This window comes from Achromobacter sp. 2789STDY5608621, from assembly GCF_001299375.1.
In the GTDB taxonomy this organism is placed as follows: Bacteria; Pseudomonadota; Gammaproteobacteria; order Burkholderiales; family Burkholderiaceae_B; genus Achromobacter; species Achromobacter insuavis.
The window spans coordinates 52,635-76,618 of sequence record NZ_CYTU01000021.1; the positions used below are offsets into that span (position 1 = coordinate 52,635).

20 protein-coding genes and 1 tRNA gene are annotated in these 23,984 nt (G+C 67.5%); 9 read left to right on the top strand and 12 right to left on the bottom strand.

The annotated features are described in order from the left end of the window. The first annotated feature begins 104 nt into the window (after positions 1 to 104). The 3 genes from AOZ53_RS19460 to AOZ53_RS19470 are packed head-to-tail and all read left to right on the top strand — an operon-like array spanning position 105 to position 3,296. A complete protein-coding gene (locus tag AOZ53_RS19460) occupies positions 105 to 2,126 on the top strand; it encodes a hypothetical protein (protein ID WP_156333442.1) in 2,022 nt (673 codons plus the stop codon). Between the two features lie 38 nt (positions 2,127 to 2,164). After that, complete coding sequence (locus AOZ53_RS19465) at positions 2,165 to 2,701, top strand: hypothetical protein (protein ID WP_054488981.1); 537 nt, start codon at positions 2,165 to 2,167, stop codon at positions 2,699 to 2,701. Positions 2,702 to 2,744: 43 nt separating this feature from the next. After that, the gene (locus AOZ53_RS19470; RefSeq protein WP_054475699.1) at positions 2,745 to 3,296 is read left to right on the top strand and encodes a hypothetical protein; all 552 of its coding nucleotides are present in this window, start codon (positions 2,745 to 2,747) and stop codon (positions 3,294 to 3,296) included. Between the two features lie 58 nt (positions 3,297 to 3,354). On the opposite strand, the gene AOZ53_RS19475 is transcribed toward AOZ53_RS19470, so the two are convergent. From AOZ53_RS19475 to AOZ53_RS19490, 4 genes are all read right to left on the bottom strand, one after another. Further along, on the bottom strand, positions 3,355 to 3,975 hold the full coding sequence (locus tag AOZ53_RS19475) for a glutathione S-transferase family protein (protein WP_054488983.1): 621 nt from the start codon (positions 3,973 to 3,975) through the stop codon (positions 3,355 to 3,357). Positions 3,976 to 3,992: 17 nt separating this feature from the next. Continuing rightward, positions 3,993 to 4,571 (bottom strand): 1,6-anhydro-N-acetylmuramyl-L-alanine amidase AmpD, encoded by a 579-nt coding sequence (gene ampD / locus AOZ53_RS19480; protein WP_054429117.1) that lies wholly within the window; start codon positions 4,569 to 4,571, stop codon positions 3,993 to 3,995. Positions 4,572 to 4,678: 107 nt separating this feature from the next. Further along, positions 4,679 to 4,945, bottom strand: coding sequence for a PP0621 family protein (locus AOZ53_RS19485; protein WP_054429116.1), 267 nt, complete (start codon positions 4,943 to 4,945; stop codon positions 4,679 to 4,681). Between the two features lies 1 nt (position 4,946). Beyond that, positions 4,947 to 5,789 (bottom strand): cytochrome C assembly family protein, encoded by an 843-nt coding sequence (locus AOZ53_RS19490; RefSeq protein ID WP_054429115.1) that lies wholly within the window; start codon positions 5,787 to 5,789, stop codon positions 4,947 to 4,949. Between the two features lie 106 nt (positions 5,790 to 5,895). On the opposite strand from AOZ53_RS19490, the gene ffh reads away from it, so the two are divergent. Then, positions 5,896 to 7,302: a signal recognition particle protein gene (ffh, locus tag AOZ53_RS19495; RefSeq protein ID WP_049076369.1), complete on the top strand. Its 1,407-nt coding sequence runs from the start codon at positions 5,896 to 5,898 to the stop codon at positions 7,300 to 7,302. Between the two features lie 176 nt (positions 7,303 to 7,478). On the opposite strand, the gene lysM is transcribed toward ffh, so the two are convergent. The 6 genes from lysM to trmB form a co-directional block, all read right to left on the bottom strand. Then, the gene (gene lysM / locus AOZ53_RS19500) at positions 7,479 to 7,925 is read right to left on the bottom strand and encodes a peptidoglycan-binding protein LysM (protein ID WP_025138165.1); all 447 of its coding nucleotides are present in this window, start codon (positions 7,923 to 7,925) and stop codon (positions 7,479 to 7,481) included. A 248-nt stretch (positions 7,926 to 8,173) separates the two neighbouring features. Further along, a complete protein-coding gene (locus tag AOZ53_RS19505; protein ID WP_054488984.1) occupies positions 8,174 to 13,654 on the bottom strand; it encodes an autotransporter domain-containing protein in 5,481 nt (1,826 codons plus the stop codon). A 195-nt stretch (positions 13,655 to 13,849) separates the two neighbouring features. Continuing rightward, complete coding sequence (locus tag AOZ53_RS19510) at positions 13,850 to 14,953, bottom strand: AraC-like ligand-binding domain-containing protein (protein WP_054488986.1); 1,104 nt, start codon at positions 14,951 to 14,953, stop codon at positions 13,850 to 13,852. Positions 14,954 to 15,247: 294 nt separating this feature from the next. After that, a complete protein-coding gene (thiS, locus tag AOZ53_RS19515) occupies positions 15,248 to 15,448 on the bottom strand; it encodes a sulfur carrier protein ThiS (RefSeq protein WP_006391536.1) in 201 nt (66 codons plus the stop codon). A gap of 12 nt (positions 15,449 to 15,460) precedes the next feature. Then, positions 15,461 to 16,402 (bottom strand): prolyl aminopeptidase, encoded by a 942-nt coding sequence (gene pip / locus AOZ53_RS19520; protein ID WP_054429112.1) that lies wholly within the window; start codon positions 16,400 to 16,402, stop codon positions 15,461 to 15,463. Further along, positions 16,402 to 17,172: a tRNA (guanosine(46)-N7)-methyltransferase TrmB gene (trmB, locus tag AOZ53_RS19525; RefSeq protein WP_156333443.1), complete on the bottom strand. Its 771-nt coding sequence runs from the start codon at positions 17,170 to 17,172 to the stop codon at positions 16,402 to 16,404. The genes pip and trmB overlap by 1 nt, the downstream gene beginning before the upstream one ends. A 178-nt stretch (positions 17,173 to 17,350) precedes the next feature. On the opposite strand from trmB, the gene AOZ53_RS19530 reads away from it, so the two are divergent. The 5 genes from AOZ53_RS19530 (at position 17,351) to AOZ53_RS19550 (ending at position 21,821) form a co-directional block, all read left to right on the top strand. Then, the gene (locus AOZ53_RS19530; protein WP_054488988.1) at positions 17,351 to 18,262 is read left to right on the top strand and encodes a LysR family transcriptional regulator; all 912 of its coding nucleotides are present in this window, start codon (positions 17,351 to 17,353) and stop codon (positions 18,260 to 18,262) included. Between the two features lie 157 nt (positions 18,263 to 18,419). After that, positions 18,420 to 19,613 (top strand): CaiB/BaiF CoA transferase family protein, encoded by a 1,194-nt coding sequence (locus AOZ53_RS19535; RefSeq protein WP_054475710.1) that lies wholly within the window; start codon positions 18,420 to 18,422, stop codon positions 19,611 to 19,613. A 40-nt stretch (positions 19,614 to 19,653) separates the two neighbouring features. Next, positions 19,654 to 20,616, top strand: coding sequence for a hydroxymethylglutaryl-CoA lyase (locus AOZ53_RS19540; RefSeq protein ID WP_054488990.1), 963 nt, complete (start codon positions 19,654 to 19,656; stop codon positions 20,614 to 20,616). 66 nt (positions 20,617 to 20,682) lie between these two features. After that, positions 20,683 to 21,669 carry a Bug family tripartite tricarboxylate transporter substrate binding protein gene (locus AOZ53_RS19545; RefSeq protein WP_054488992.1) on the top strand — a complete coding sequence of 329 codons (987 nt, stop codon included), beginning with the start codon at positions 20,683 to 20,685 and terminating at the stop codon, positions 21,667 to 21,669. A 78-nt stretch (positions 21,670 to 21,747) separates the two neighbouring features. Then, a tRNA-Gly gene (locus AOZ53_RS19550) sits at positions 21,748 to 21,821 on the top strand. Positions 21,822 to 21,998: 177 nt separating this feature from the next. Here the strand turns inward: AOZ53_RS19550 and AOZ53_RS19555 are convergent. Both AOZ53_RS19555 and AOZ53_RS19560 read right to left on the bottom strand, forming a co-directional pair. After that, positions 21,999 to 22,871 (bottom strand): nucleotidyl transferase AbiEii/AbiGii toxin family protein, encoded by an 873-nt coding sequence (locus AOZ53_RS19555; protein WP_197286503.1) that lies wholly within the window; start codon positions 22,869 to 22,871, stop codon positions 21,999 to 22,001. Further along, the gene (locus AOZ53_RS19560) at positions 22,859 to 23,941 is read right to left on the bottom strand and encodes a hypothetical protein (RefSeq protein WP_054488994.1); all 1,083 of its coding nucleotides are present in this window, start codon (positions 23,939 to 23,941) and stop codon (positions 22,859 to 22,861) included. The genes AOZ53_RS19555 and AOZ53_RS19560 overlap by 13 nt, the downstream gene beginning before the upstream one ends. Between the last annotated feature and the right edge of the window lie 43 nt (positions 23,942 to 23,984).

Sequence of the window (23,984 nt, forward strand, 5' to 3'; positions counted from 1 at the left end):
GGCTTTTTTTTACTGTAAATCGCGGCTCAACCGTTTATGTCTATAGACGGTCGCCTGCGTGGTGGTGGGTGGCTATTGATTGATCTGCGATCAGGAGCCGCATCATGGCTACGCCCACGCTTGGCAGCATCACCGTTTATGGAAGTTGGCCTCCGGAGCCGTCAGGTTTGGGGGGCGGCGGGCTGGGATCAGGCCTCTGGGACGGTATCGGATGGTCCTACTTCTCGACGCCACGGATCGTTCCCGCTTGGTACATCGCGCAGATTCTCAACCAAAAGGAAGCGTATTACTTTTCGCACTACAGCGAGGAATCCAGGTATTACCACGATCCGAAGACGACGCGCGGGATGGTCGAGCCGTTGGTCAATGCGCTGATTCCGGAGACGGGAAAAGTGTTGGGGTACATGCAAGACTTGCTGAAAAGCAGTCTGGACGAGTCCTCCTTCAAGATTCTCAAGGCGATGGCGCGTACCCATGCTTACTTTATGCAGAGCGTCTTCAGTTGGAGCGCAATCCAAAAAGATATCGCCTCTGGCACGGATCCCAAAGTTGCAGTGGGCTCGGAGGTGGCATCCGTAGCGGTCAGCGCGATGATCGCCGGTGCGCTGGCCGGATTGGCCGGTGCGCTCATTGCTATCGAGGGGCCCGCCGCCGTTGCGACCATTGCCATCAACATCGGCGTTTCGACGCTGTTGGATACGCTTGGACTGAAAGGGGAGGCCGCCAAGCTCATCAACGATGCCCTTGCTGGTGCCGAAAAGCATATATCGGCCGCAGGGGAAACCCCCACGGCGACAACGCCATCACCTGATGAAGGCGATCATCAGGCGCCTCCAGCAAACGTTGAGGCTGGCTCGCCGGCGCAAGGCGAGGTACCGCCCTTCAATGATGGCGTTACGATTTTTTCCGATTACCAGCTTTATTTGGCTATGAAGGAAATAGGCGCGCATCCGGATGACTATCCAGATGCTGCGGTGATCCTGCCCGCAATTCTTGCGGACGTCGCAGACAGGATCGTGAGTGGCAATGACCCAGGTATTGAGGCCAACGGTAATGGTCCAGTACTGCGGACGCCGCCAGAGATTGTGCACTATGCCGACATCGAGCCGGAGAATGGCGTGAAGTCATTCGTGGGGGAGGAGGGGAAGTCCTACCTGTTCATCGGCGACGAGACGCCGAGTGAAATGGTGGGGGGCAATGCAGTCAACTGGTTCATGCCTGGAGACGACTATGACTGGTCCAACAAAGTTGTCGGCAATCCGGATGGCTACAACGTCCTCGACTTCTCCTTGAACAAATGGGGCGTCGACATCGCCGTGTATGGCAACGATCGCATGGACAAGTGGATTGCGGATCGGGCCAGCGCCTTTGGACTCAAGGACTACGAAATCAATCACTATTTCCTCACCCACGATAACGCCCTGGTGAAACTTCGTGGGTACGCCCTGGTGGGATTGAAATCTGGCTCTATCGGTCCTTGGTGCGGTGGAGAATTCCGCAATATCGACTATGTCATCGGCAGCGACTATGACGACACTTTTATCGGCGACGTGCTCGGGGGAATGACGTTCACTGGCCGTGGCGGCAACGACACCTTCGTCGTGCACGGTGGCGGCAATCGCATCGTCTTCAACGATGGCGATTTCGCGGATCCCGGCACGGGGGAAATCACGACGAAGTTCATCCATGGACTGACCACGGTTCGCGAAGCGCGGGACTTCAGCCTCAAGTACTACCACCCTGCTTATCTGGGGGGAGTCGGGGGGCTGCGGATCGAACCGGACGTGCTGGACTTTTCAAATCTGGATGGCGACCTGAATACCGAGGGACATCAGGCCCTGCGGTTCATCGGAACAAGCAAGTTCACCGGGCATGCTGGAGAGCTTCGATATGTGACCGAGGATCATCACGGACATGAGTGGCCCGTTACTCACCATGATGATAGCGGTTGGTGGTGGGCATCCACCGTACGATTGGAGGGAGACAGGACCGGCGACGGAACCGCGGATCTCTTCATTGAGTATACGAATTACGCCGATCCTTCCACTCCATACGGATGGATGATACCTGGGGTGGTTGGAACCAATTACCCCTATCTCGACAGTGGCAACCTGTTCTTCGGTTAAGCGAAGACACTTGGGATGCACGGTTTTCGGAGATAGTGATGCGTTCGGGTTTTACATACACCGGCTTGTTCGAGACCAAGGAAGACGGCACGACTATCTACTATTACGGTAGACGGGATGGTCATGCGCTCGGATACCACGTGGACGAGGCCGCCATGCGTTCCATCCGGCGTTTGTACGTGGAGTTATTTGCGGCTTCGGCCTTTGGCATCTCTCCTGCGTTCACCGCGGGGTATCGCTGGACGGCGATGCTGCTTGCAGCAGTGGCGGCCGCTTCCTTTCATGTTCGGCACAACAGGCTCATCAAGACACTGCCGGTTTCGCTATATCCACGGCCCCGGTTCAGTAAGAGGGTGATGTTGATCGGCAGAAGCATGTCTTATGCCTTGATCGTGCCTAACATCTTTCTGCTGCCCGCTGTCGCCGCCCTGGCATTTTCCAAGCTTGATGGCGCATCCCGATTGAGCCCGGCCTTGATATGGTCGGTCGTCATCGTCGCGTTTGCGGCGTGGGCAGTAAATTTCGCCTTCCTGTTTGCCAAGATCAAGGCGCGGGTCGGCGGGCGCGGGAGATAGTCGTGCCACGACCGTGCGGACGAATTGTCCATCGAGATGGGACATGAACTTGGGACCGAGAGGGCTGTTCGAAACCCTGGAAGACGGCACCATCATCTACTACGGCAGAATGGGCTGGAACAAGCCCGGCTACATCGTCGACGAAGCAACCATGAGGGCGATCCAGAGGCTGACTGCGGCGTCGACCGGTACGGCGATTCTGACCATTCCGGCTCTGTTTCGCGCCGGCTTCTTATGGCTGTCGCTGGCGCTGGGGATCCTTCTGGTCGCCGTGACTCACGTTCAACACAAAAAGCTCGTCAAGGACCTGCCGGTCTCCACGCTCCACTGCACGCCGGGGTTCAGACGGCGATTTGTTTTGATAAGCGTGGACATGTCCTATTTCGTGCCGGTCTTGTGCCTGATCTTCGTTTGCCCAGCGCTTGCGTGGATAGGTTGGAGCAGCCTGGATGATCCCGATACCAAGCCGATATTGTCGTGGGCAGCATTGGCTGGCGGGGCTTTGGGATGGTTGTTCAGCGCCGCCATGTTGTCCGTCAAGGTCACGATGTCGGTGCGCCGTGTCAGGGCCTGGCTCAAAGACCGGAGGAAGTGAGACAGGACGGTTCCGCGCCGCGATTCTGTTCGTCCGGAGATGTCGCGGCGCTTTCCCCTTACTCCAACGGCAACGTCAACACCCCCTGCGTCGCCGGCCGCATCATCACGCGCCGGTACCATGCCGACAGCGCCGGGGTGTCCGGCCGCTCGATCGGCAGCGCCAGCCAGCGGTGCGCCGAGCACACCAGGGCGATGTCGCCGGTGGTCAGGTGGCGGCCGGCGATGAATTCGCGGCCTTGCAGGGCCTGGTCCAGGATCTGGGCGCGGGCGTTGCTGCGCTTGACCGACAGCTCGATGGCGGCGTGGTCGCGCTTGGCTTCGGGGGTGCGGATCAGGCCCAGGAAGGCCGGGACCATGGCGCCCTGCCATTCGGTGGTCTGCCAGTCCATCCAGCGGTCGGCGTCGGCGCGCAGGCAGACGTCCTCGGGCCACAGGGTGCCGGCGCCGTAGCGGGCGGCCAGGTAGCGCACGATGGCGTTCGATTCCCACAGCACGAAGCCGCCGTCGTCGATGGCGGGCACGGTGCGGTTGGGGTTGATCCTGGCGTACTCGGGCGTGTCGACCACGCCGAACGGACCGCCGGCCTCGATGAAGGCATGCGGCAGCGCCAGTTCGCGCACGGCCAGCATCACTTTCTGCACATTGACGGACGTCAGCCGTCCCCAGATCTTCAACATAACCGGTCCTTTAAGGGTCAGGCGGGCGGCAACTGCCGCCGCGCAAAGCCGCTGTCGCGCCCGAAGCGCGTCCAGTTGAATGCGGGCCCCGGGTCGGTCTTGCGGCCGGGGGCGATGTGTTCGTGGCCCCAGGCGGCCGCCAGGGGGTAGCGCGCGCGCAACGCCGGGGTCAGCCGGCGCAGCGCGGTGTATTGCTCGTCAGTGTAGGGCAGGGTATCGGTGCCTTCCAGCTCGATGCCGAGGGAGAAGTCGTTGCAGCGCTCGCGGCCGGCGAAGCGCGAGACGCCGGCATGCCAGGCGCGCGCCTCGGTGGAGACGAACTGCACGATGCGGCCGTCGCGGCGGATGAAGAAGTGGGCCGATACGCGCAGGCCGCGCAGGCGTTCGAGCCAGGGGTGCGAGGCGTAGTCCAGCGTGTTCAGGAACAGGCCGGCGACCTCGGGGCCGCCGAACTGGCCCGGCGGCAGGCTGATGTTGTGCAGCACCAGCAGCGAGACCTGCGCGTCACGGGGACGGGCGTCGCAGTTGGGGGAGGGCAGACGGGAAACACCAGGGGCCGGCGCCAGCCAGCCATGTCGATCCAGGAGCAAGGGCATGGGAAGGAAGCAGGTTGTATCCAACATGCATTATGCCGTGCCTGGAAAAAGGGACATAGTGATGCCCCGGCGCTTATTCCCGCGAGGGCGGCTCGCCGCGGCGCGGGTTATTTGGTCGCCGGGCCGAGCCGGGCGTGTTCCTGGCTGCACCAGGTCTGGCCGCCCTGCAGCAGGGCTTCCGAGCGCGGCAGGTGGATGCCGCAGTGGGCGCAGCGGACCATGGCTTCCGGGGCGCGGGCGGCGGGCTGGCCGGTCTTGCCCTGGGGGCTGGCGCCCGCGGGGCCGTCCTGGCGGGCGGCGGCCATGCGGCCGGCGATGCGCGCCACGAACAGCACGCCGATGATGATGACGATCCAGAACAGCAGCTTGCCCACGTCAGCCTCGATGCAGAATGACTTCCAGCACGAACCGGCTGCCGGTGTAGGCCAGGATCAGGAAGCCGAACCCGGTCAGGGTCCAGCGCAGGGCGACGCGGCCGCGCCAGCCCCAGATGTGGCGCCCGGCCAGCAGGACGCCGAACGTCAGCCAGGACAGCAGGGTGAAGACGGTCTTGTGGTCGAACGGCAGGATCTGGCCGGTGAGCTTCATGGAGGCGATGGAGCCCGAGCCGACGGCCAGGGTCAGCACCACGAAGCCGATCCAGATGATGCGGAACAGCAGCTGTTCCTGCACCAGCAGCGGCGGCTGCGAGTCCAGCACGCGGCCGATGATGCTGCGTTCGGCGGGGGCGTCCAGCGGGCGGTGCAGGTGGCGGTCGAGCAGCGCCATCATCATGGCGTGCAGGGCGGCGATGGTGATCAGGCCATAGGCGGCCAGGGCGATCAGCAGGTGGACGCGCAGCCAGGCGTTGTCGGCGTGGGGCACGAACTGGCCCTGGGGGAACAGGGCGGCCAGGCCGCTGGCCAGGGTGGCGGCGGGCAGCAGCAGCAGCTGCAGGCCGTCGATGCGCACCAGCAGGCTTTCGAGCCAGAAGACGACCATGCCCAGCCAGATGGCGGCCGACAGGGCCAGCGCCCACCCGATGAACAGGTGCGGGGCCCCCAGCATGGATTGCTGCAGCCCGATTCCATGAAGAACCAGGGCTCCCAGCAGGCACAGACGGGCGATCTTGCCCGTTTGCTCGACTTCCCCGGCGCCGGCCAGGCGGATCCAGAGGGACCCTCCGAGCACGGCGTACGCCAAGGCGGCCGCTGTGTGAAATACAATGCCTAGTGACATAGAAACCGTTGTCTGGATGGGGCCTGGGGGCGCATGCCGCCCGACAGTGCGGAATCCGCGCCTGCGGCCACCGTTCAATCAACTAGTTTAAGCGGAAACGCCTCTCATGCTCGATAACCTAACTCAACGCCTGTCGCGCGTCGTCAAGACGCTGCGCGGCGAAGCCCGCCTGACCGAGGCCAACACCCAGGAAATGCTGCGCGAAGTGCGCATGGCCCTGCTGGAAGCCGACGTGGCGCTGCCCGTGGTGCGCGATTTCGTCGCCCGGGTCAAGGAAAAGGCGCTGGGCGAAGAAGTCGCCAGCAGCCTCAGCCCCGGCCAGGCCCTGGTGGGCGTGGTCCACAAGGAACTGACCGCCCTCATGGGCGGCGACCTGGGCGCCGATTCCGGCGAACTGTCGCTGGCGGTGCAGCCGCCCGCCGTCATCCTGATGGCCGGCCTGCAGGGCGCGGGCAAGACCACCACCACCGGCAAGCTGGCCCGCTGGCTGAGCGAAGGCCAGCACACCCAGCACGGCCGCAAGACCGGCAAGAAAAAGGTGTTGGTGGTGTCCGCCGACGTCTACCGCCCGGCCGCCATCGACCAGTTGAAGAGCGTGGCGGCGCAGGTCGGCGTCGATTTCCTGCCGTCCGATCCCAGCCAGAAGCCCGAGGACATCGCCCGCAACGCGGTCGACCATGCCCGTCGTCACCACTACGACGTGCTGATCCTGGACACGGCCGGCCGCCTGGGCATCGACGAGGCCATGATGCGCGAGATCCGCGCGCTGCATGACCTGGTCAAGCCGGTCGAAACGCTGTTCGTGGTCGACGCCATGCAGGGCCAGGACGCGGTCAACACCGCCCGCGCCTTCGCCGAGGCGCTGCCGCTGACCGGCGTGGTGCTGACCAAGCTGGACGGCGACGCCCGCGGCGGCGCGGCGCTGTCGGTGCGCCACGTCACCGGCAAGCCGCTGAAGTTCGTCGGCGTCTCGGAAAAGCTGGACGGCCTGGAGCCGTTCTACCCCGAGCGCATGGCGCAGCGCGTGCTGGGCATGGGCGACATCGTCTCGCTGGTCGAGCAGGCCCAGAAGAACATCGACATCGCCGAGGCCCAGAAGCTGGCGGCCAAGATCAAGTCGGGCAACAAGTTCGACCTGAACGACTTCCGCGACCAGCTCGGCCAGGTCAAGAAGCTGGGCGATATGGGCTCGCTGCTGGAAAAGCTGCCGGCCCAGTTCCAGCAGGCCGCCGGCCAGCTGCAGGGCGGCCAGGCTGAAAAGCAGCTGCGCCGCACCGAGGGCATCCTGAATTCCATGACGGCCGCCGAGCGCGCCAAGCCGGAACTCATCAAGGCCTCGCGCAAGCGCCGCATCGCGGCGGGTTCGGGCGTGCCGGTGCAGGAGGTCAACCGCCTGCTGGCCCAGTTCGAGCAGATGCAGGGCATGATGAAGCAGATGAAGAAGGGCGGCATGGCCAAGATGATGCGCGCCATGGGCGGCATGAAGGGCATGGGCCGCTTCATGAAGGGCTGATCGGCACGGGTGTCCGGCGGCAGGGCCCGACCCTCGGGCTCGCCGATGACCGCCGGCCCCTGCCCGTGATCGTCACCAAAAAAATGGCCAGGCATTGCGCCTGGCCAAATCATCGCGGCAGGCAGGGGGTTCTGCGCCGCGATACGGGCCCGCGAGGGCCCATTCCGTTGGGTTGCCTACGACAGCGGCGGGATGCGCAGCACCTGGCCGGGGTAGATCTTGTCGGGGCTGGTCAGCATGGGCTTGTTGGCCTCGAAGATCAGCGTGTTCTTGGCGCCCTGGCCCTTGCCGTATTGCGCCTCGGCGATCTTCCAGAGGTTGTCGCCCTTCTGCACCGTGTACATCTTGGCCTCGGGCGCGGCCTGCTTGACCTTCAACTGATTGTCCACCGCGGCCACGCCGACGGTGTTGCCCAGCGCCAGGGAAATCTTCTCGGCGGCTTCGGTGCTGGCGGCTTCGCCCGCGACCGTGACCTTGTCGCCGTCCACCGTGATCTGCAAGCCATCGGCGTTCAGGCCGTGCTTGTCCAGTTCCTTCTTCAGCTCATCCGCCGTCGCCGCCTTGGCTTCGCTGGCACCGAAGAGTTTTTCTCCAACGTCCTTGATGAAATTGAGCAGACCCATAGTGTTTCCTTTATCTATGCTGCGTTGAGAAAAAGAGAAAGCGCGTTCAGGGTGCGCGGCCAGGTGCCCCCGTCCGCGCTGGCGACAACGCCAGCCTCGACGATTATGACCCGCCCCATCGTCGCGAGACGAGGGGGTAACGTGTAACAGGTTGCTAGCCGGTTGCCAGAGTCCGCAAGAATGCGCGCCAGTTGACGGCAAAAACACGGGCATCGCCCCGGCCAGCGGCCGCCGGGGCGAAAAAAGGGTTAGAACCGGAGCGTGAAGCTGGCCTTGACGCCGTGGTCGCTCAGGCCGGCGCCCAGTTGGCCGTTGTAGGCCAGGCCCAGGGTGGTCCGGGCGGTGGCCGCGTAGTCGAGCCCGGCCTCGAGCACCGCGGTGTCGCGCGCCAGCGGCACGCCGCTGACGGCAAAGGCGCCGCCGCCGGCGAACTGCATCGTGGCGAGCGGGGTCGCGTCGCCGAACGCGTGACGCCAGCCGGCCATGCCGCGCAGGGTCAGCGGCGCGCCCTTCAGGTCCAGGGCGGTCGCGGCGCGCAGGCCGAGCGTGGTGAACGTGGTGTCGGTGCTGGCGGCCGCGGCCGAGAGCGCCGCCGCGCCGCCGCGCTCGGTGAAGCCGTGGGTGCGCAGTTTGACGTGGGCGACGTTGGCGTAGGGTTCGAGACCGGCGCCGCCGGCGCGGATCTGGTAGGCGAGTTCGCCGAAGACCTGCGTGGTGCCGGCGCGATAGCCGCCTTTGAGGCGGTCGGAGAAGCCGGGGAAGTCGACATCGCGGCGCGTGGACAGGTCGTGCCAGGTGTGGCTGGCGCCAGCGCGCAGGGCCAGGCCGCGCCACTGGGCGCCGCCGTAGAGGCCCAGGTGGTAGTTGTCGCTCGATCCCGACGATTGCCGGTCTTTGACATTGAAGCCGGTGCGGCTGTAGCCGGCCACCGCGCCCAGTCGCCAGTGCTGCGATACCGGGGCGTCGGCGCCGGCGAGAAAGCCGCCGGTCGAGCGGTTCAGCCGCGCGGCATTGGTGTTGCCGCGGGTCTGGGCCCAGGCGCCGAAGGCCTGGCTCCACAGCGCCGCGCGCTCGGCGCCGGCCGCCAGCGCGCGCGGCTGGCCGTTTTCGTAGGCCACGCCGGGGGCGGCGCCGTAGCCGCCGCCATCGAAGGCGGCGCGGACGCGGTAGTTGACGGCATCGCGCAGGTAGCGGCTGTCTTCGATCAAGGCGGTGCGGATCGAGGCATGGACCTCGCCCGACAGTTGGTCGAAGGCGGCCCGCGCCTGCTGCGCCGACAGGCCCAGCAGCGCGTCATGCAGCGCGTTGCCCTGGCCGAGACGTTCGGCGCCGCCGCCCGCGGCTGCCTGGTTGGGCGTGGCGCCGACGTCCTGGAAGCCGATCTGGTTGCGGGTCAGGGTCAGGTAGACATTGTTGGCGTCGTAACCGAGCGTGGGCGACAGGAAGGCCTGGTTCGAGGTGACGCCGCTGAACTCGCCCGTGCGGCCGCCGTTGGCGGTCAGGAGGGTGTAGCGGGTGAGGCTGGCGTAATTGCCGGCGCCGGCCACCACCTGCACGGCGCCGCCGTTGATCGTGGCGGTGCCCGAGGCGATGATCCGGTCCGATCGCCCCGCCGCGTCGACTTCGGCTTCGTAGGTCGAGCCGGGGTTGAACACCAGGTTGCCGGCGACGTTGAGCGTGCCGATCGAGTTGCCGGGCGCCACGGTGCCGCTGACGGCGGTGTCGCCCACGCTGCCATTGCCCTGCAGGCGGCCGGCCGCGCCGACATCGAGCGTGCCGCCGAGCTTGCCGTTCACCGCCAGCGTGCCGGCCTGGATGGTCGTCGCGCCGGCGAAGGCGGAGGAGTCGCCGGTCAGGTCGAGCTTGCCGGCGCCGAGCTTGCGCAGGTCGCCCTGGCCCGACAGTTGGCCGCCATAGGCGGCATCGGCCGGTTGGTCGAAGGCCAGGGACGTGCCGGCGGCCAGCGCGGCGTTGCCGCGCAAGGCGTTGGCATGGGTCGCCATGGCGCCGCTGGCGAGCCGCAGGTTCATGGCCGAGACGCCGGTCAGCGTCAGGGTGCCGGTGCCCAGCTTGATGAGATCGCCCGATCCGGTGATCGCGCCGGCGTAGGCCGTGTCGATGGACTGGTCCACCGTCAGGGTGGCCGTGCCCAGCGCCACCGTGCCGCCCGCGCCGGACAGCGCGGACATCGTCAGGTCGTGATTGTTCAGGTCGAGCGTGCCGCCGTTGATGACGTAGGCGGTGCGGGCGGCGAATGCGCCCGCGCTGCCGGCGCGCAGCGTGCCGCCGTCGACCAGGGTGCCGCCGGTGTGGGTGTTGGCGCCGGTCAGGACCGTGGTGCCGCCGCCGGACTGGCGCAGGGCGCCGTTGCCGGAGATGTCGCCGGCGAAGGTGAGGGTATCGCCGCGGTTGAAGGCCAGCATGCCCTGATTGACGACGTTGCCGCTGATCGAGCCGGTATTGCCGCCGTCGCCCAGCTGCAGCGTGCCGCTGGTGATGGTGGTGCCGCCGCTGTAGGTGTTGGCGCCGGTCAGGACGAGCGTGCCGTTGCCGGCCTTGGTCAGCGACTTGCCGTTCCAGCCGGTGGCGGCGTTGGCGGCCTGGTCGGCGAGGGCCGCGCCCACGGTGAAGCGGTTGCCGGCGTCGGCGAGGGTGAAAGTCCCGCCCGCCAGGCTGTTGTTGGCGGTCCAGCTCAGGCCGTAGGTGGCGAGATACTGTTTGCCATCGGTCGACTTGCGGGTCGAGGCCGCGAGGTAGTCCACCGCGCCGGCGAAGCCGCCGATGTTGAGCGTGGCGAACTCTCCCTGGATGCCGCCGCGCGTGTCGATCAGCAGCCGGTCCTGGACCAGCGGGCCGTCGATGCCGCTGAGATTGAACGTGGCGTCGGCGCCAATGATGACGCGGTCGGCGGTCAGCGAGGGGCCGTTCGCGTTGGCGGTGATCGACAGCACGGCGCCGGCGCCGTTGTTGCCGATCAGGTTGACGTCGTTGGCGACGGCGACCGTGGTCTTGCCGCTGATCGCCAGGGCGCCGTTCTCGTGCACGAAGAGGTCGCCGCCCAGCTGGTTGACGCTGGCGCTGGCGCCATCGCCGAATTGCAGGGTGCCGCCGTAGATGGCGGTCTGGCCGCGCTCGCCGCGCGCGTAGCCGGCATAGGTGTTGGAGCCGCTCAGGATCAGCGTGCCGCTGCCGCGCTTGGTCAGCGACAGGCCGGCGCTCTGGGAGTCGGCCAGGCGGCCGCTGAAGGTCGAGTTTTGCGCGCCGTCGACCGTCAAGGTGCGCAGCGCGCCGTCCGTGTTGGTGACCAGGCCCGCGCCCGACAGGGCGCTCACGGCGACGTCGTAGCCGCCGATGCTGAAGGTGCCCGCGCTTTCCACGTTGAGGGCGCTGCTGGCGGACAGGGCGTCGGCGACGCCTGCCTGCAGCGTGCCGCCACGCACCGTGGTCGACCCCGTGTAGCCGTTCCTGCCACGCAGTATCAGCGTGTCGCTGCCGGCCTTGATCAGCGAGGCGCCGGCGCCGCCGGCGTTGCCGCCGTCGGCGATGACGCTCCAGAGTTCGGTGGCGTCGGCGCCGCCGCCGATCGTCAGCGTGTTGCTGCCGAGGAAAATCCTGCCCTCGCCGGTGAGCTGGCCGATCGACAGCTTGCCGTCGCCCGCCACGCCGATGCTCTGGCTGAAATCGACGATGGCGCCCGCCCCGTTGATGAGCTTCGCGCTGCCGCCGTCGGCGTGGCCCAGGAAGTTGACGCGGGACGTGTTGGTGATCGTGGCGCTGCCGGCGGTGCTGTTGTCGAAGAAGAACAGATTGCCGTTGTTGGTCACGTTGGCGCGGCTGGCCGAACCGTGGTCATGGAAGCCCAGCAGGCCGTTGTTGATCAGCCGCGTGTCGCCCGCGTTGGCGTCGGAATAGAAATGCGTCGAACTGGCGCCGCTGGCAATCGTGATGAGGCTGATGCCGGTGCTGGGGCTGTAGAACTCGAGCCGCGCGCCGACATCGATGGCGCCGCTGATCGAGCCGGCGGGATTGGGGGTGTTCAAGGCCAGCGTGCCGCCCGTGACGACGGTGCCGCCGGTGTAGGCGTTGCTGCCCGTCAGCGTGAGGGTGCCGACGCCGGCCTTGACCAGCTTGCCATCGCCCGAGATGGCGCCGTCGTAGGCGCCGTCGATGGCCTGGTTGAAGGTCAGGGTGCCGTTCGCGCCCGTCGTGAAGGTGACGTTGCCGGCGATGCTCGCGCTGTTGCCGGACAGGTCTCCTTGCCTGACCGTCCAGTCCTGGTTGCCGGTGCCCGTCAGCACCCAGGCGCCGCTGCCGGTTTTTTCGTAGCGGTCGAAGCCGCTGTAGCGCTGGTCGGCGCCGATCTGCGTGACGTCGAACGTGCCGGTTGCGCCATCGCCGCCGAGCGCCAGGACGTTGTCGGCGCCGCCCTCGGCGACGACGACGTTGCCGAGGATGATCGCCCCCGGCTGCAATTCCAGGCGGTTGCCGCTGCCGGCCAGCTCGATGGCGTTGGCGCGCTTGCCGTCGTTGGACATGCCGCCGGCAATGGCGCCGTTGTTGATGATCGAGATATTGCCGGTCGCCGCGCCAGAGATGCCGACGCCGCCCGCGCCGGCGACCTTTGAGTTCGCATACACGTCGCCGCCCGCGCCGCCGTGGATCCTGCCCGCGTTGACGAGGCTGGCCGCCTGGCCGGCCAGGAAGCTGACCGCCGCGCCGCCGGTGCCCGAGACACTGGCGGCGCTGTCATAGCCGGTGGAACCGCCCTCGCCACCGTTGATCAGGCCGGTGGCGTCATTGGTGATCGTGCCGCCCCAGGCCTGTATGCCGACGCCGCCGGGGCGGCCGTAGAACTCGCGGGTCGACGCGGCCGCGCCGCCGGAGATGGTGCCCGCGTTCCTGATCTGTCCGAGGTTGCTCAGCACGCCCGCGGCCGCGTTTCCCGCGAGGAACGGGCTGCTGCCGCCCGCGCCGCCGCGTACCAGGCCGCCCGCCACGATGAGGGTTCCGCCATCGTAGAGGAATATTCCCGCGCCACCACTGCCAGCGGCGGAGCGTATGAGGTCGGCGGATGCGCCGCCATCGCCGCCGGTGACCTGGCTGTTGCCCGAAAGGCGTATGGTGCCCCCCCGCGCCAGGACCAGCCCGGCGCCGCCGCCGCCGCCATTGGTGATGGCGTAGATGTCCGTGGTGGCGCCGCCCGAGCCTCCCCGCAAGAAAGCGTTGTTGAGCTCGATGGTGGCGTTCTGCCCCAGGGACACCAGTCCTGCGCCGCCCCCGCCGCCGCCCGCGGCGTTGGGGGAGCTGGAATCGGCGTTGCCGCCGTTCGATCCATTCAGCCCGGTCAACACGCTGAAGTACGCCTGGTTGGTGACCGTTCCGATTCCGCCTGCCCCGCCGGGCCAGCCACTGGAGTCGCTACCCCCGCCGGCGCCGCCCGCCACGCCGTTGAAGGCGGCCTGGCCGCCTCCCGGTCCTTGGCCGTTCTCCGGTTGCAGCCAGGGTTCGAGCGTCTGCACCGCGTTGCCGCCCCGGCTGGCCGGGGTGCTGCCGGCCCCGCCGCCGCCGCCGCCGATGCCGCCCCGCCCGCTGTTGAAGTTCAGGCCGCCGCCGTCGCCGCCGCCGTACAGGATCTGCTGCGCGTGCGCGCCGGATGCGGTCGCGAAACCGAGGGCGATCGCCAGGGACAGGGCCGACAGGCGCAGGGGAGAGCGGCAGGTGGGATGCATGGGATTGCCCGCAATTTGAAAGCGGACAATCTTCCGGGATCCAGGACTTTTTTCCTTGGCGCCACGTCCCGGAAAACCATACCTGGCGTCCCAGCGTCCCAGCGTCCCAGCGTCCCAGCGTCCCAGCGGCCAGGCGTCTCGTCGTTCCGCCTGCGCGGGTCCGCGCGTCCGGCGCGTCGCGGCGGGAGGCGCCGGCTAGCCGGCGGCGGCTCCGGCGGGCTGGCGGATATCGGCGAGCCAGGCCTGGATCATGATGGCGTCCGCGTGCGACCGGACGCCGGCCAGCTCATCGTCCCGGGTGCGCTGGGCGTTGGCCCGGACCTCGCTGGGACTGGCGCCGAAACGCAGCCGGAAGGCCCGGCTGAAGGCACTTTCGCTGGAAAATCCGTAGCGGTAGGCCAGCTCGGCGATGCCGATGCGGTTGCCCGTGGCCAGCAGCAGTTCGTCGAAGCAGCGGTCCAGGCGGCGTCCCTGCACATAGGCATTGACGCCGCCATCGCGCAGGAACAGCCGGTACAGGCTGGAACGCGAGATGCCGATGGCCGCCGCGATCGTCTCCGGCGACAACTGGTCGGAATCCAGGTGGCGCTCGATGTGGCGCCGGACCAGCCGGTGCATGCCGTCGCTGACCATCTGGCGCGCCTCGCCATCGTTGTCGGCAGCGCGCAGCGCCGACAGGCTGCCGCTGAGCAGCATCAGGCCGGCGTTGACCGAGGCGGACATGGCTTCGCGCGTCAGGCCTGAGGCGTGTTGCATCAGTTGCGTCAGGTGCGACGCAAGCAGGCGCGTCGCGCCCTGCGAGGGGTCGAGCAGGGCGCCATGCAGCTTGCGGTCGCGCAGCGCCGTGGGCAGGCGGTCGCGCGGCACGGTCAGGGTGATGGTGGAGAAGGAGGCAGTGCGGCTGTCCATGGTCTGCCCCAGGTCGAGCAGCCCGATCGACCCCGCGCCGACCTTGACCTGGCGCTTGCCATAGTCGCCCTGGGTGCCGCCGTCCACGAACAGCTGGATCAGCAGGTGGTCGACCTGGCTGCGGCGCACGTCCAGCGCGCTGCGGCGATGGCGCATGGCGGTCGAGCAGGTGCTGTGGCTGATGAGGCTGTCGCCCAGGTGGGTGCCGCTCATTTCGCCGGTGAACGGCTGCGGCCCCGACTCGATCTCCAGGTCGACGTAGGGGCGGACCAGCGTGCGCCAGATGTCCGGCGCGTCGGGCGTGACGCGGCTGTCGAACCGCGCGTGGAATTGCGGCGGGGCGCCGGCCCGGTCCGGGGCGTCGGGGCGGGGGGAAGGTTTGCGGCTCACGCGTCGAAGCTCCCTGGTCGGTCTTGTTGTGAGGCGTCCCGCCTGGCCGCGACACCAGGCCGGATGCTTCCGGGAAGTGGACTTCTCCGCCGGGCCGGTTCGGCCCAGGCGCTTGTGTGCTGCGGATTATCGACGACACCCGGCATTGCCGGAAAGCGTTATCCGCTGACAGGTTGACGGCGTTTGCGGCGGATCATTAACCCCGGCGCCGACGGAAGGCGTTTCACAGGCCGGAAAACACGAAGGGCTGCATCGCTGCAGCCCTTTCCCGGGGTGTCCGGCTGGCGGCGCGGCTCAGCCGCCGCCCACCGCCACCACGATCTCGACCTGGTCGCCGTCGGTCAGCGCGGTCTGCGCGTGCTGGCTCTTGGGCACGATCTCGCCGTTGCGCTCGACCGCCACGCGCTTGCCGGCATAGCCCAGCGTTTCGAGCAGTTCGTTCACCGTGGTGTCCAGCGGGAACTCACGGGCGTCGCCGTTCAGGGTGATGTGCATGTCGTGGTCTCCTCAGCGTTTGGCGTAGGCGTCGGTGGCGGCGATCAGGCGCGCCAGCGTGCCGGGTTCGTCGAAGGCGTGGCCCGCGTCGGGCACGATGTGGAATTCGGCCTCGGGCCAGGCGCGATGCAGGTCCCAGGCGGTGCGCGCGGGCGTGCAGGCGTCGTAGCGGCCCTGCACGATGGTGCCGGGGATGCCGCGCAGCTTGTGGGCGTCGCGGATCAACTGGCCTTCTTCCATGAAGCCGGCGTTGACGAAGTAGTGGTTCTCGATGCGGGCGAAGGCCAGCGCCGCGCGGTCGGCGGCGTGGCTCTGCTGGTGGCGCGGGCTGGGCAGCAGCGTGATGGTGCTGTCTTCCCACTTGCTCCAGGCCTTGGCGGCGCGCAGCTGCTCGGCGGGATCATTGCCCGTCAGGCGCTTGTGGTACGCCGCCACCAGGTCGCCGCGCTCGGCTTCGGGGATGGGGGCCAGGTACTCTTCCCAGCGATCGGGGAACAGCCACGACGCGCCTTCCTGGTAGAACCATTGCACTTCGGCGTGACGCAGCGTGAAGATGCCGCGCACCACCAGTTCGCTGACGTGCTGCGGATGCGTTTCGGCGTAGGCCAGCGCCAGCGTCGAACCCCACGAGCCGCCGAACACCAGCCATTGGTCGGCGCCCATGATTTCGGTGCGCAGGCGTTCGATGTCGGCCACCAGGTGCCAGGTGGTGTTGTTGTCCAGGCTGGCGTGCGGCGTCGAGCGGCCGCAGCCGCGCTGGTCGAACAGCAGCACGTTGTAGCGCTGCGGATCGAACAGCTGGCGATGCACCGGCGAGCAGCCGCTGCCGGGGCCGCCGTGCAGGAACACCGCCGGCTTGCCCTGCGGATTGCCGCACATTTCCCAATAGACCTGGTGACCGTCGCCGGTCTCCAGCATGCCGTGGCGGTAGGGTTCGATCGCGGGGTAGAGCATCAGGCGACTCGCTTGAAGATCAGGTCCCAGACGCCGTGGCCCAGCCGCAGGCCGCGCGTCTCGAATTTGGTCAGGGGGCGGTAGTCGGGGCGCGGCGCGTAGCCGTCCGACGTGTTCTTCAGTTGCGGCTCGTTGCCCAGCACGTCGAGCATCTGCACCGCGTAGTCTTCCCAGTCGGTGGCGCAATGGATGTAGCCGCCCGGCGCGATGCGGCTGGCCAGCAGTGCGATGAACGGCGGCTGCACCAGGCGGCGCTTGTGGTGGCGCTTCTTGGGCCACGGGTCGGGGAAGTAGATGTGCACGCCGGCCAGCGAATCCGGCGCGATCATGTCGCGCACGACCTCGACCGCGTCATGCTGAATGATGCGCAGGTTGGGGATGCTGGAGTCTTCGATGCGGCGCAGCAGCGAGCCGACGCCGGCGTTGAACACTTCCACGCCCAGGAAGTTGTCGCCCGGACGCGCCAGCGCGATCTTCTCGGTGGTCTCGCCCATGCCGAAGCCGATTTCCAGCACCGTCGGCGCTTCGCGGCCGAAGGCGGCGGCCGGATCCAGGCGGCGGGCGGCATAGGGAATCGACCACTTGCCCAGCAGCTGTTCCAGCGCGGCCAGCTGGCCCTGGGTGATGTGGCCGCGGCGATGCACGAAGCTGCGGATGTGCGTGGCGCCCGGACTGTTGGGGGCGTGCGCGGCGCTGGCCAGCGCGGCCTCGGTCTGGGGGGAAACCGGCGCGGGCGCGTCGGGGTTGCCGGGTGTTGCGGGGGTGTTCACGGGCGGATTCGCAGAGCTGTTCGTTGTCATAGGCGGGATTGTAGTGGCAGCCCCGCCGGGCTGCAGTCCGTATTGGGGATTAAATGGGGACTTATCGCTGGCGCGCTGCCCGGCCGTGGCCCGGGGGCCCACGCGCTATAGTGCAGCCGCGGCGTCCGCCTGGCGCCGCCTGCCCGCCATGAATATCGCCCGCATCGACCTCGTCACGCTCTCGCTTTTCGTCTCGGTGGCCCGCCAGGGCAGCATCTCGGCCGGCGCGCGCGCGTCCCACTTGGCGGTGGGGGCGGCCAGCAAGCGGATCTCGGACCTGGAGGCCGCGCTGGACACCCAGCTGCTGTACCGCAACGCGGCCGGCGTCGAGCTGACCGAGGCGGGCCAGGCCTGCCTGGTCCATGCCCTGCGGGTGCTGCAGGAAGTCGAGCAGATGGCGGGCACGCTGTCCGACTATGCGCGGGGCGTGCGCGGGCAGGTGCGCATTGCCGCCAATACCTCGTCGCTGACCCAGTTCCTGCCGGAGGACCTGGCGTCTTTCATGGAAGCGCATCCGGCCGTGCGCATCGACCTGGAAGAGCAAAACAGCAGCGACATCGTCACCGCCGTGCTGGAAAACCGCGCCGACATCGGCGTGTTCGCCGACCGCACCCCGGCGGCGGGGCTGGCCACCGTGCCGTACCGGCTCGACGAGCTGGTGCTGATCGTGCCGCAGCGCCATCCGCTGGCGCGCCAGGCGCGGGTGGCGTTCGCCGATACGCTGGCCTACGACTACGTTGGCCTGCCGCCGGCCACGTCCCTGGCCACCCGCCTGGCCGACGAGAGCGGCCGGCTGGGGCGCGACATGCGGTTGCGCATCCAGGTGCGCAGCTTCGACGCCATCTGCCGCATGGTGGCGGCCACGCGGGGGGTCGGCATCCTGCCGCGCCTGGCGGCCGAACCGCATGCGCGCTCCATGCCGATCCGGTTGATCGCGCTGTCGGACGACTGGGCGCGCCGCTGGCTGTTGCTGGGCGTGCGCGACGCCGACGCGCTGCCGGTGGCGGCGCGGCTGCTGCTGGCGCATCTGCGCGGCGGCCAGGAGCCGTCCGCGGCCTGAGGCGGCGCGACGGCCCGCCGCGGTTTCAGCCGCGGCGTGGCGCATCAAGGGGCTTTCTCGATCCGGGAATGCCCCTTTCCCGAATCGTCCATTCCACCGCCATGGGCGATGGCGCACACTGCCCGCCATGATTGGTTGGATGCGCCCGGGAGGCGACATGGCAGGGCAGATACTCGCCGGCATACGCGTGCTGGAACTCGGACAACTCATCGCGGGGCCGTTCGCCGCCAAGACGCTGGCGGACTTCGGCGCGCAGGTCGTCAAGATCGAACCGCCGGGGCAGGGCGACCCGCTGCGCAAATGGCGGTTGCTGCACGAGGGCTCCTCGGTGTGGTGGGAGGCCCAGTCGCGCAACAAGAAATCCGTGTGCGTGGACCTGCGCCAGCCCGAGGGGCAGGACATCGTGCGCCAGCTGGCGGCCGAGGCCGACGTGCTGATCGAGAATTTCCGCCCCGGCACGCTGGAGAAGTGGGGCCTGTCGTGGGAGACCCTGCACGCGCTGAACCCGCGCCTGATCATGCTGCGCATTTCCGGCTACGGCCAAACCGGGCCGAAGGCGCGCGAGCCGGGCTTTGCCGCCATTGGCGAAGCCATGGCCGGCCTGCGCTACCTGAATGGCGAGCCCGGCCGCGCGCCGGTGCGCGCCGGCCTGTCGCTGGGCGACACCATCGCCGGCCTGCACGGCGCGCTGGGCGTGCTGCTGGCCCTGTACCAGCGCGATGCCCGGGGCGGCCAGGGGCAGGTGATCGACGCGGCCCTGTACGAAAGCCTGTTCAACCTCAGCGAAAGCCTGCTGCCGGAGTATTCGGTGTTCGGCGCCGTGCGCGAGCCGGCGGGTGCGTCGCTGCCGGGCATCGCGCCGTCCAACGCCTATCCGTGCCGCGACGGCTACGTGCTGATCGCGGGCAACGGCGATGCCATCTACGCCCGCCTGATGGCCCGCATCGGCCGCGACGACCTGGGCCGCGATCCCGACCTGGCGCATAACGACGGCCGCGCCCGCCGCGTCGCCGAGATCGACCAGGCCATCGGCGCCTGGACCGGCGAGCGCGGCATCGACGAGGTGCTGCAGGCCATGCGGGAGGCCGACGTGCCGTCGGGCCGCATCTATTCGGTGGCCGACATCGCCCATGACCCGCACTATCAGGCGCGCGGCGCCATCACCCGCCTGGAGGCCGCCAGCGGCATCGCGGTGGACATGCCGGCGGTGTTTCCGTGCTTGTCGGCCAACCCCGGCGCGGTGCGCGAGCGCGCGCCGACGCTGGGCGAGCATACGGATGCGGTACTGGAGGCGGCGGGCCTGAGCGAGGAGCAACGCGAGGCGCTGCGGGCGCGCGGCGTGATCGCATGAGCTATTTCAATTTCCACTGCCCGGCAGCGAGGATGCATCCATGAATACCGGTTCCCCCTTCCTGGAAATCAACGAAGTCGGCCCGCGCGATGGCTTGCAGATCGAAGCGCGCATGGTGCCCACCGAGGACAAGATCGCCTTCGTCGATGCCTTGTCCGACTGCGGCTTTGCCCGTATCGAGGTCACCAGCTTCACCTCGCCCAAGGCCATCCCGGCGCTGGCCGATGCGGGCGCCGTGATGCAGGGCATCCGCCGCCGACCCGGCGTGATCTATACCGCGCTGGTGCCGAACATCCGCGGCCTGGAGCGGGCGCTGGAAGCCGGTGTCGATGAGATGAACCTGGTCATGTCGTGCAGCGAGACGCACAACCGCGCCAACCTGCGCATGACCCGCCAGCAATCGTTCGACGAGCTGAGCCAGGTGCTGGCCGCCGCCGGTCGCGCCGGGGCGCCCTGCAATGTCTCGCTGTCGACCGCGTTCGGCTGTCCGTTCGATGGCGACGTGCCCGCGGCGCAGGTGCTGGACCTGGCCGCCCGGCTGGTCGACGCCGGCGCCCGCGGCATCACGCTGTGCGACACCACCGGCATGGCCTATCCCAGCCAGGTGGGCGAGCTGTGCGCGCAGGCCGCGCAGCGCCTGCCGGGCATCGCGCTCACCGCCCACCTGCACAATACGCGCGGCATGGCCCTGGCCAACGCCATCACGGCCTGGCAGGCCGGCATCACCCGCTTCGACGCCGCCGCGGGCGGCCTGGGCGGCTGCCCGTACGCGCCGGGCGCCAGCGGCAACGTCAACACCGAGGAACTGGTCCACATGTTCGAGTGCATGGGCGTGCGGACGGGCGTGTCGCTCGACGCGCTGCTGGCCATCCTGCGCGGATTGCCGGGGCTGGTCGGCCGCGAACTGCCCATGGCTTTGCTGCGCGCCGGCCCCCGACTGGCCGCGCATGCGCCGCCCGCCTGGCTGGCGGAGCGGTTCGGACCGGCCATCGACGCCGCCTAGATTTTTGCCTTACCCCACGCGCCCGTCATCGGGGGCTTTATACAAAAACAGCAAGGAGACAACCGCATGACCGCATTCCGTTCCGTTCCCGTCCTGCGCGCCTGCGCCGTCGCGCTGGGCCTGGCCGCCGCCGGCGCCGCCCACGCGCAGGCGGATTTTCCCAATCGTCCTGTCACGCTGATCGTATCCGCCGCGCCCGGCGGCACCACCGACATCGCCGCCCGCCTCATCGCCCAACCCTTGGGCGTAGCCCTGGGCCAGAGCGTCGTCGTCGAAAACAAGCCGGGCGCCTCCGGCGGCATCGCCGCCCAGGCCGTCGCGCGCGCCAAGCCTGATGGCTACACGCTGCTGCTGCAGTATTCGGGCTTCCAGGTCATCACCCCGCATGTCACGCCGACCTCCGGCTGGGATCCGATCAAGGACTTCGCGCCCGTCGCCAACGTGTTGTCCGCGCCCCAGGTCGTGGTGGTGCGGCCGGACCTGCCGATCAAGTCGCTCAAGGACCTGGTCGCATACGCCAAGGCCAACCCGGGCAAGCTCAACTACGCCTCGTCCGGCAACGGTTCATTGCAGCAGGTCGCCACCGAGCTGCTCAACCAGATGGCCGGCACGCAGATCACGCACATCCCGTACAAGGGCACCGGCCCCGCGCTGAACGACCTGCTGGGCGGCGCCGTCGACATGACCATCACCACGCCGCCGCCGCTGCTCGGCCAGATCGCCGCCGGCAAGCTGCGCGCGCTGGCCGTCACCGGCAACACGCGCCTGGCGTCGCTGCCGGACGTGCCCACCGCCGCCGAGGCCGGTTATCCCGACCTGATCGTCTCGTCCTGGTTCGCCATGTACGCGCCCAAGGACACGCCGGCGCCGGTGGTGGACAAGATCGCCGGTGAAATCCAGAAGATCATGCAGACCGACGCCTTCCGCCAGAAGGCGGCCGAGCAGGGCGCCGAGGCCGAATTCATGGGGCCGAAGGCGCTGGGCGACTACACCCAGGCCGAGCTGGACCGCTGGGGCAAGGTGGTCAAGGCGGCGGGCATCACGGCCAACTGAGGGGGCGGCCTGGGGGGGTAAAACCCAGGCTATAATCTTTGCCTCTGCCCTGGTCTTGCGCCAGGGCACGACACCCGAGCGGGTGTAGTTCAATGGTAGAACGGCAGCTTCCCAAGCTTCATACGAGGGTTCGATTCCCTTCACCCGCTCCATTCCAAAGAATGCCAACGACGGCTACTGACGTCCAGATCCGCGTGAGCCGCGTCTCCCTCACATGATGCTCCAACCTGAATTACCGTTTGAGTTCCTGGTAAGGCAGCGTCTTTCAGTGCAGTGATCGGAGGCTCCGGCAGGCCGCGAGGTTCGCGCCTGGCCCCTGGGGTCATGACTCAAGTTCGCAGCGCCATGGCGCGCAGCAGCGCATCAATCTGCCCGAATGCATCTTGCTGCCATTGTTCGGGTGTGCGGTCTCCCAGCGCATGCGTGTCTTCGACGAAGCGCCTCACGCAGGTGGGGCCGTATCCCTCGAAGGCATCGAACTTGTCGGCGATGTGTCGAAACCCGCGCTCGCCGCTTGCGTGTTCCAGTAGAGGGAGACATTCTTGCGCCAGCGCCTCGATGCCATCAAGGTAGTTCCGCACGCAGTAGTAGATATCGTAGGCATCCTTCTGCTTGTAGCGGCCCGCCAGCGCATGACCTTTCATGGCCAATAGCGCAGGGATGGAGCACACCGCGATCTCTACGCGGTTGGTCCCTCCGTCCGGCATTGGGCCCTCCACCGCCACCAGCTGATAGAACCGCATCGCCAAGTCAGCACCGTCGGCCCGTTGTACGGCAAAGTTGCTGATCAGGGGAGGGGTGTTCTTGACGATCTCCGCGTCGCGCGGCATCAAGAAATCGATCACGATGTCGATCGCCTCTCCGTCATCTCGTGCGGGAACCTGGCGAACCAGCTGGAAGCGCCGAAGCCCGTCGCGCTGGGTGTATCCGTGGCTCTGAAGCGCACCGATCAAGGTTGCGTACTCGCCGTCGCCGAGCGCTTCTGCATCCAGACCAACGTCCACATCGAGCGTGCCGACGTGGGGCATATCCTCGTTGGCCAACAGCAACCAGGGTACTGCCCCGCCGATGATGGCAAACTTGCCTTGGAAGCTGCCAAGTATCTGACCGATCTCGATCAGCACGGATTTCACGGCCGCGGTCGTGCGGTCGTCATATTCGGCGGCCGATTGGGGCTCCTGAGATGGCGTCATTTGGGCCATGAAAGATTTTCCTTGCGCAGGTGGTCGGCGGCCTCGGCGCCGCGTTCGCCGGCAATGGACAGGTCGAGGTAGGTTTGAACCAGACTCGTGCAGACTGCGCCCGGCGCAGGTTCAACGGTGTCGGCTAGCAATCCCGTGTCCTTCGGCACGATGATGACCATGTTCTCGCCCTTTGCGGCAGGCGCGAGCTGCAGCGCTGCCTGAAGCTTGCGCAGGCCATCCTCGTCGGCGAAGAAGTAGTGTGTGCCGGTACGACCGTAGGGCGAAAGCCACTGCGCTGCCGAGAACGATGCGAAAACAGCACGTCCAGGACCGTCCGAGCGTAGCGCGGTACGGGCCGCGTTTTCGAACATGCTGCCATGCAGGGGGGTGTAAAACCGCAGATGTTCACCTGACGGTGCGGTGTAGCTGTCTCGCCATGCGTCTAGCAGTGCATCGGGTTCCGAGAGGATGAGGCCATCGTTCGAGGCGCGTGCCCATTCCCGATTAATCAAGCCGGTGCGCACATTGCTGACGTGCCCCAGGCTGACGCCGGAAATTTCCGACAGTTCCGTGACGCGCCATGCACGGCCAGGTTCGCGCAGCATGACGCGCAGAACCTGAGCCGATCTTGGCCTGAACAGCGATTTGAGTTCGCGCTGTTCGGCCGCCGGTTTGTCCGCCATCAGGCGCTCGATGAACACGCCACCAAAAGCGATCCGGGCGTTGCCCTCCAGGTCGAGATAGCTGACGTCCTTCTCTTCGCACAATCGCCTCACCGCAGGTGAGAGGTAGGGAGCAATGAAGACAGGCGTCGCCTCGGGAGCTCGCTCCGCAATGTAGTTCCGTAGCTCCAGCAACGCGGACCGGGCATGCCGCGGTTGCCCGTTCGATTTGTATTCGCAGATAAGTAGGTGCCGTTGGCCGTTGACGAGCAGCCGAGCGGTCAAGTCCGGCTCCCAATCGCCGCCGGATAAGGCTTCGGCTTCGATGCCTTCTATCTGAAGGATCGGGATTTTTTCAAGCACCAAGCGCAGCGCCTCACCCGCCCGGGCTTCCGACGCTTTCATTGGATTAGTATCTTTCATCATTTGCTGAAAATACCATATTTATTGAAAATCGTCGGCATGATTT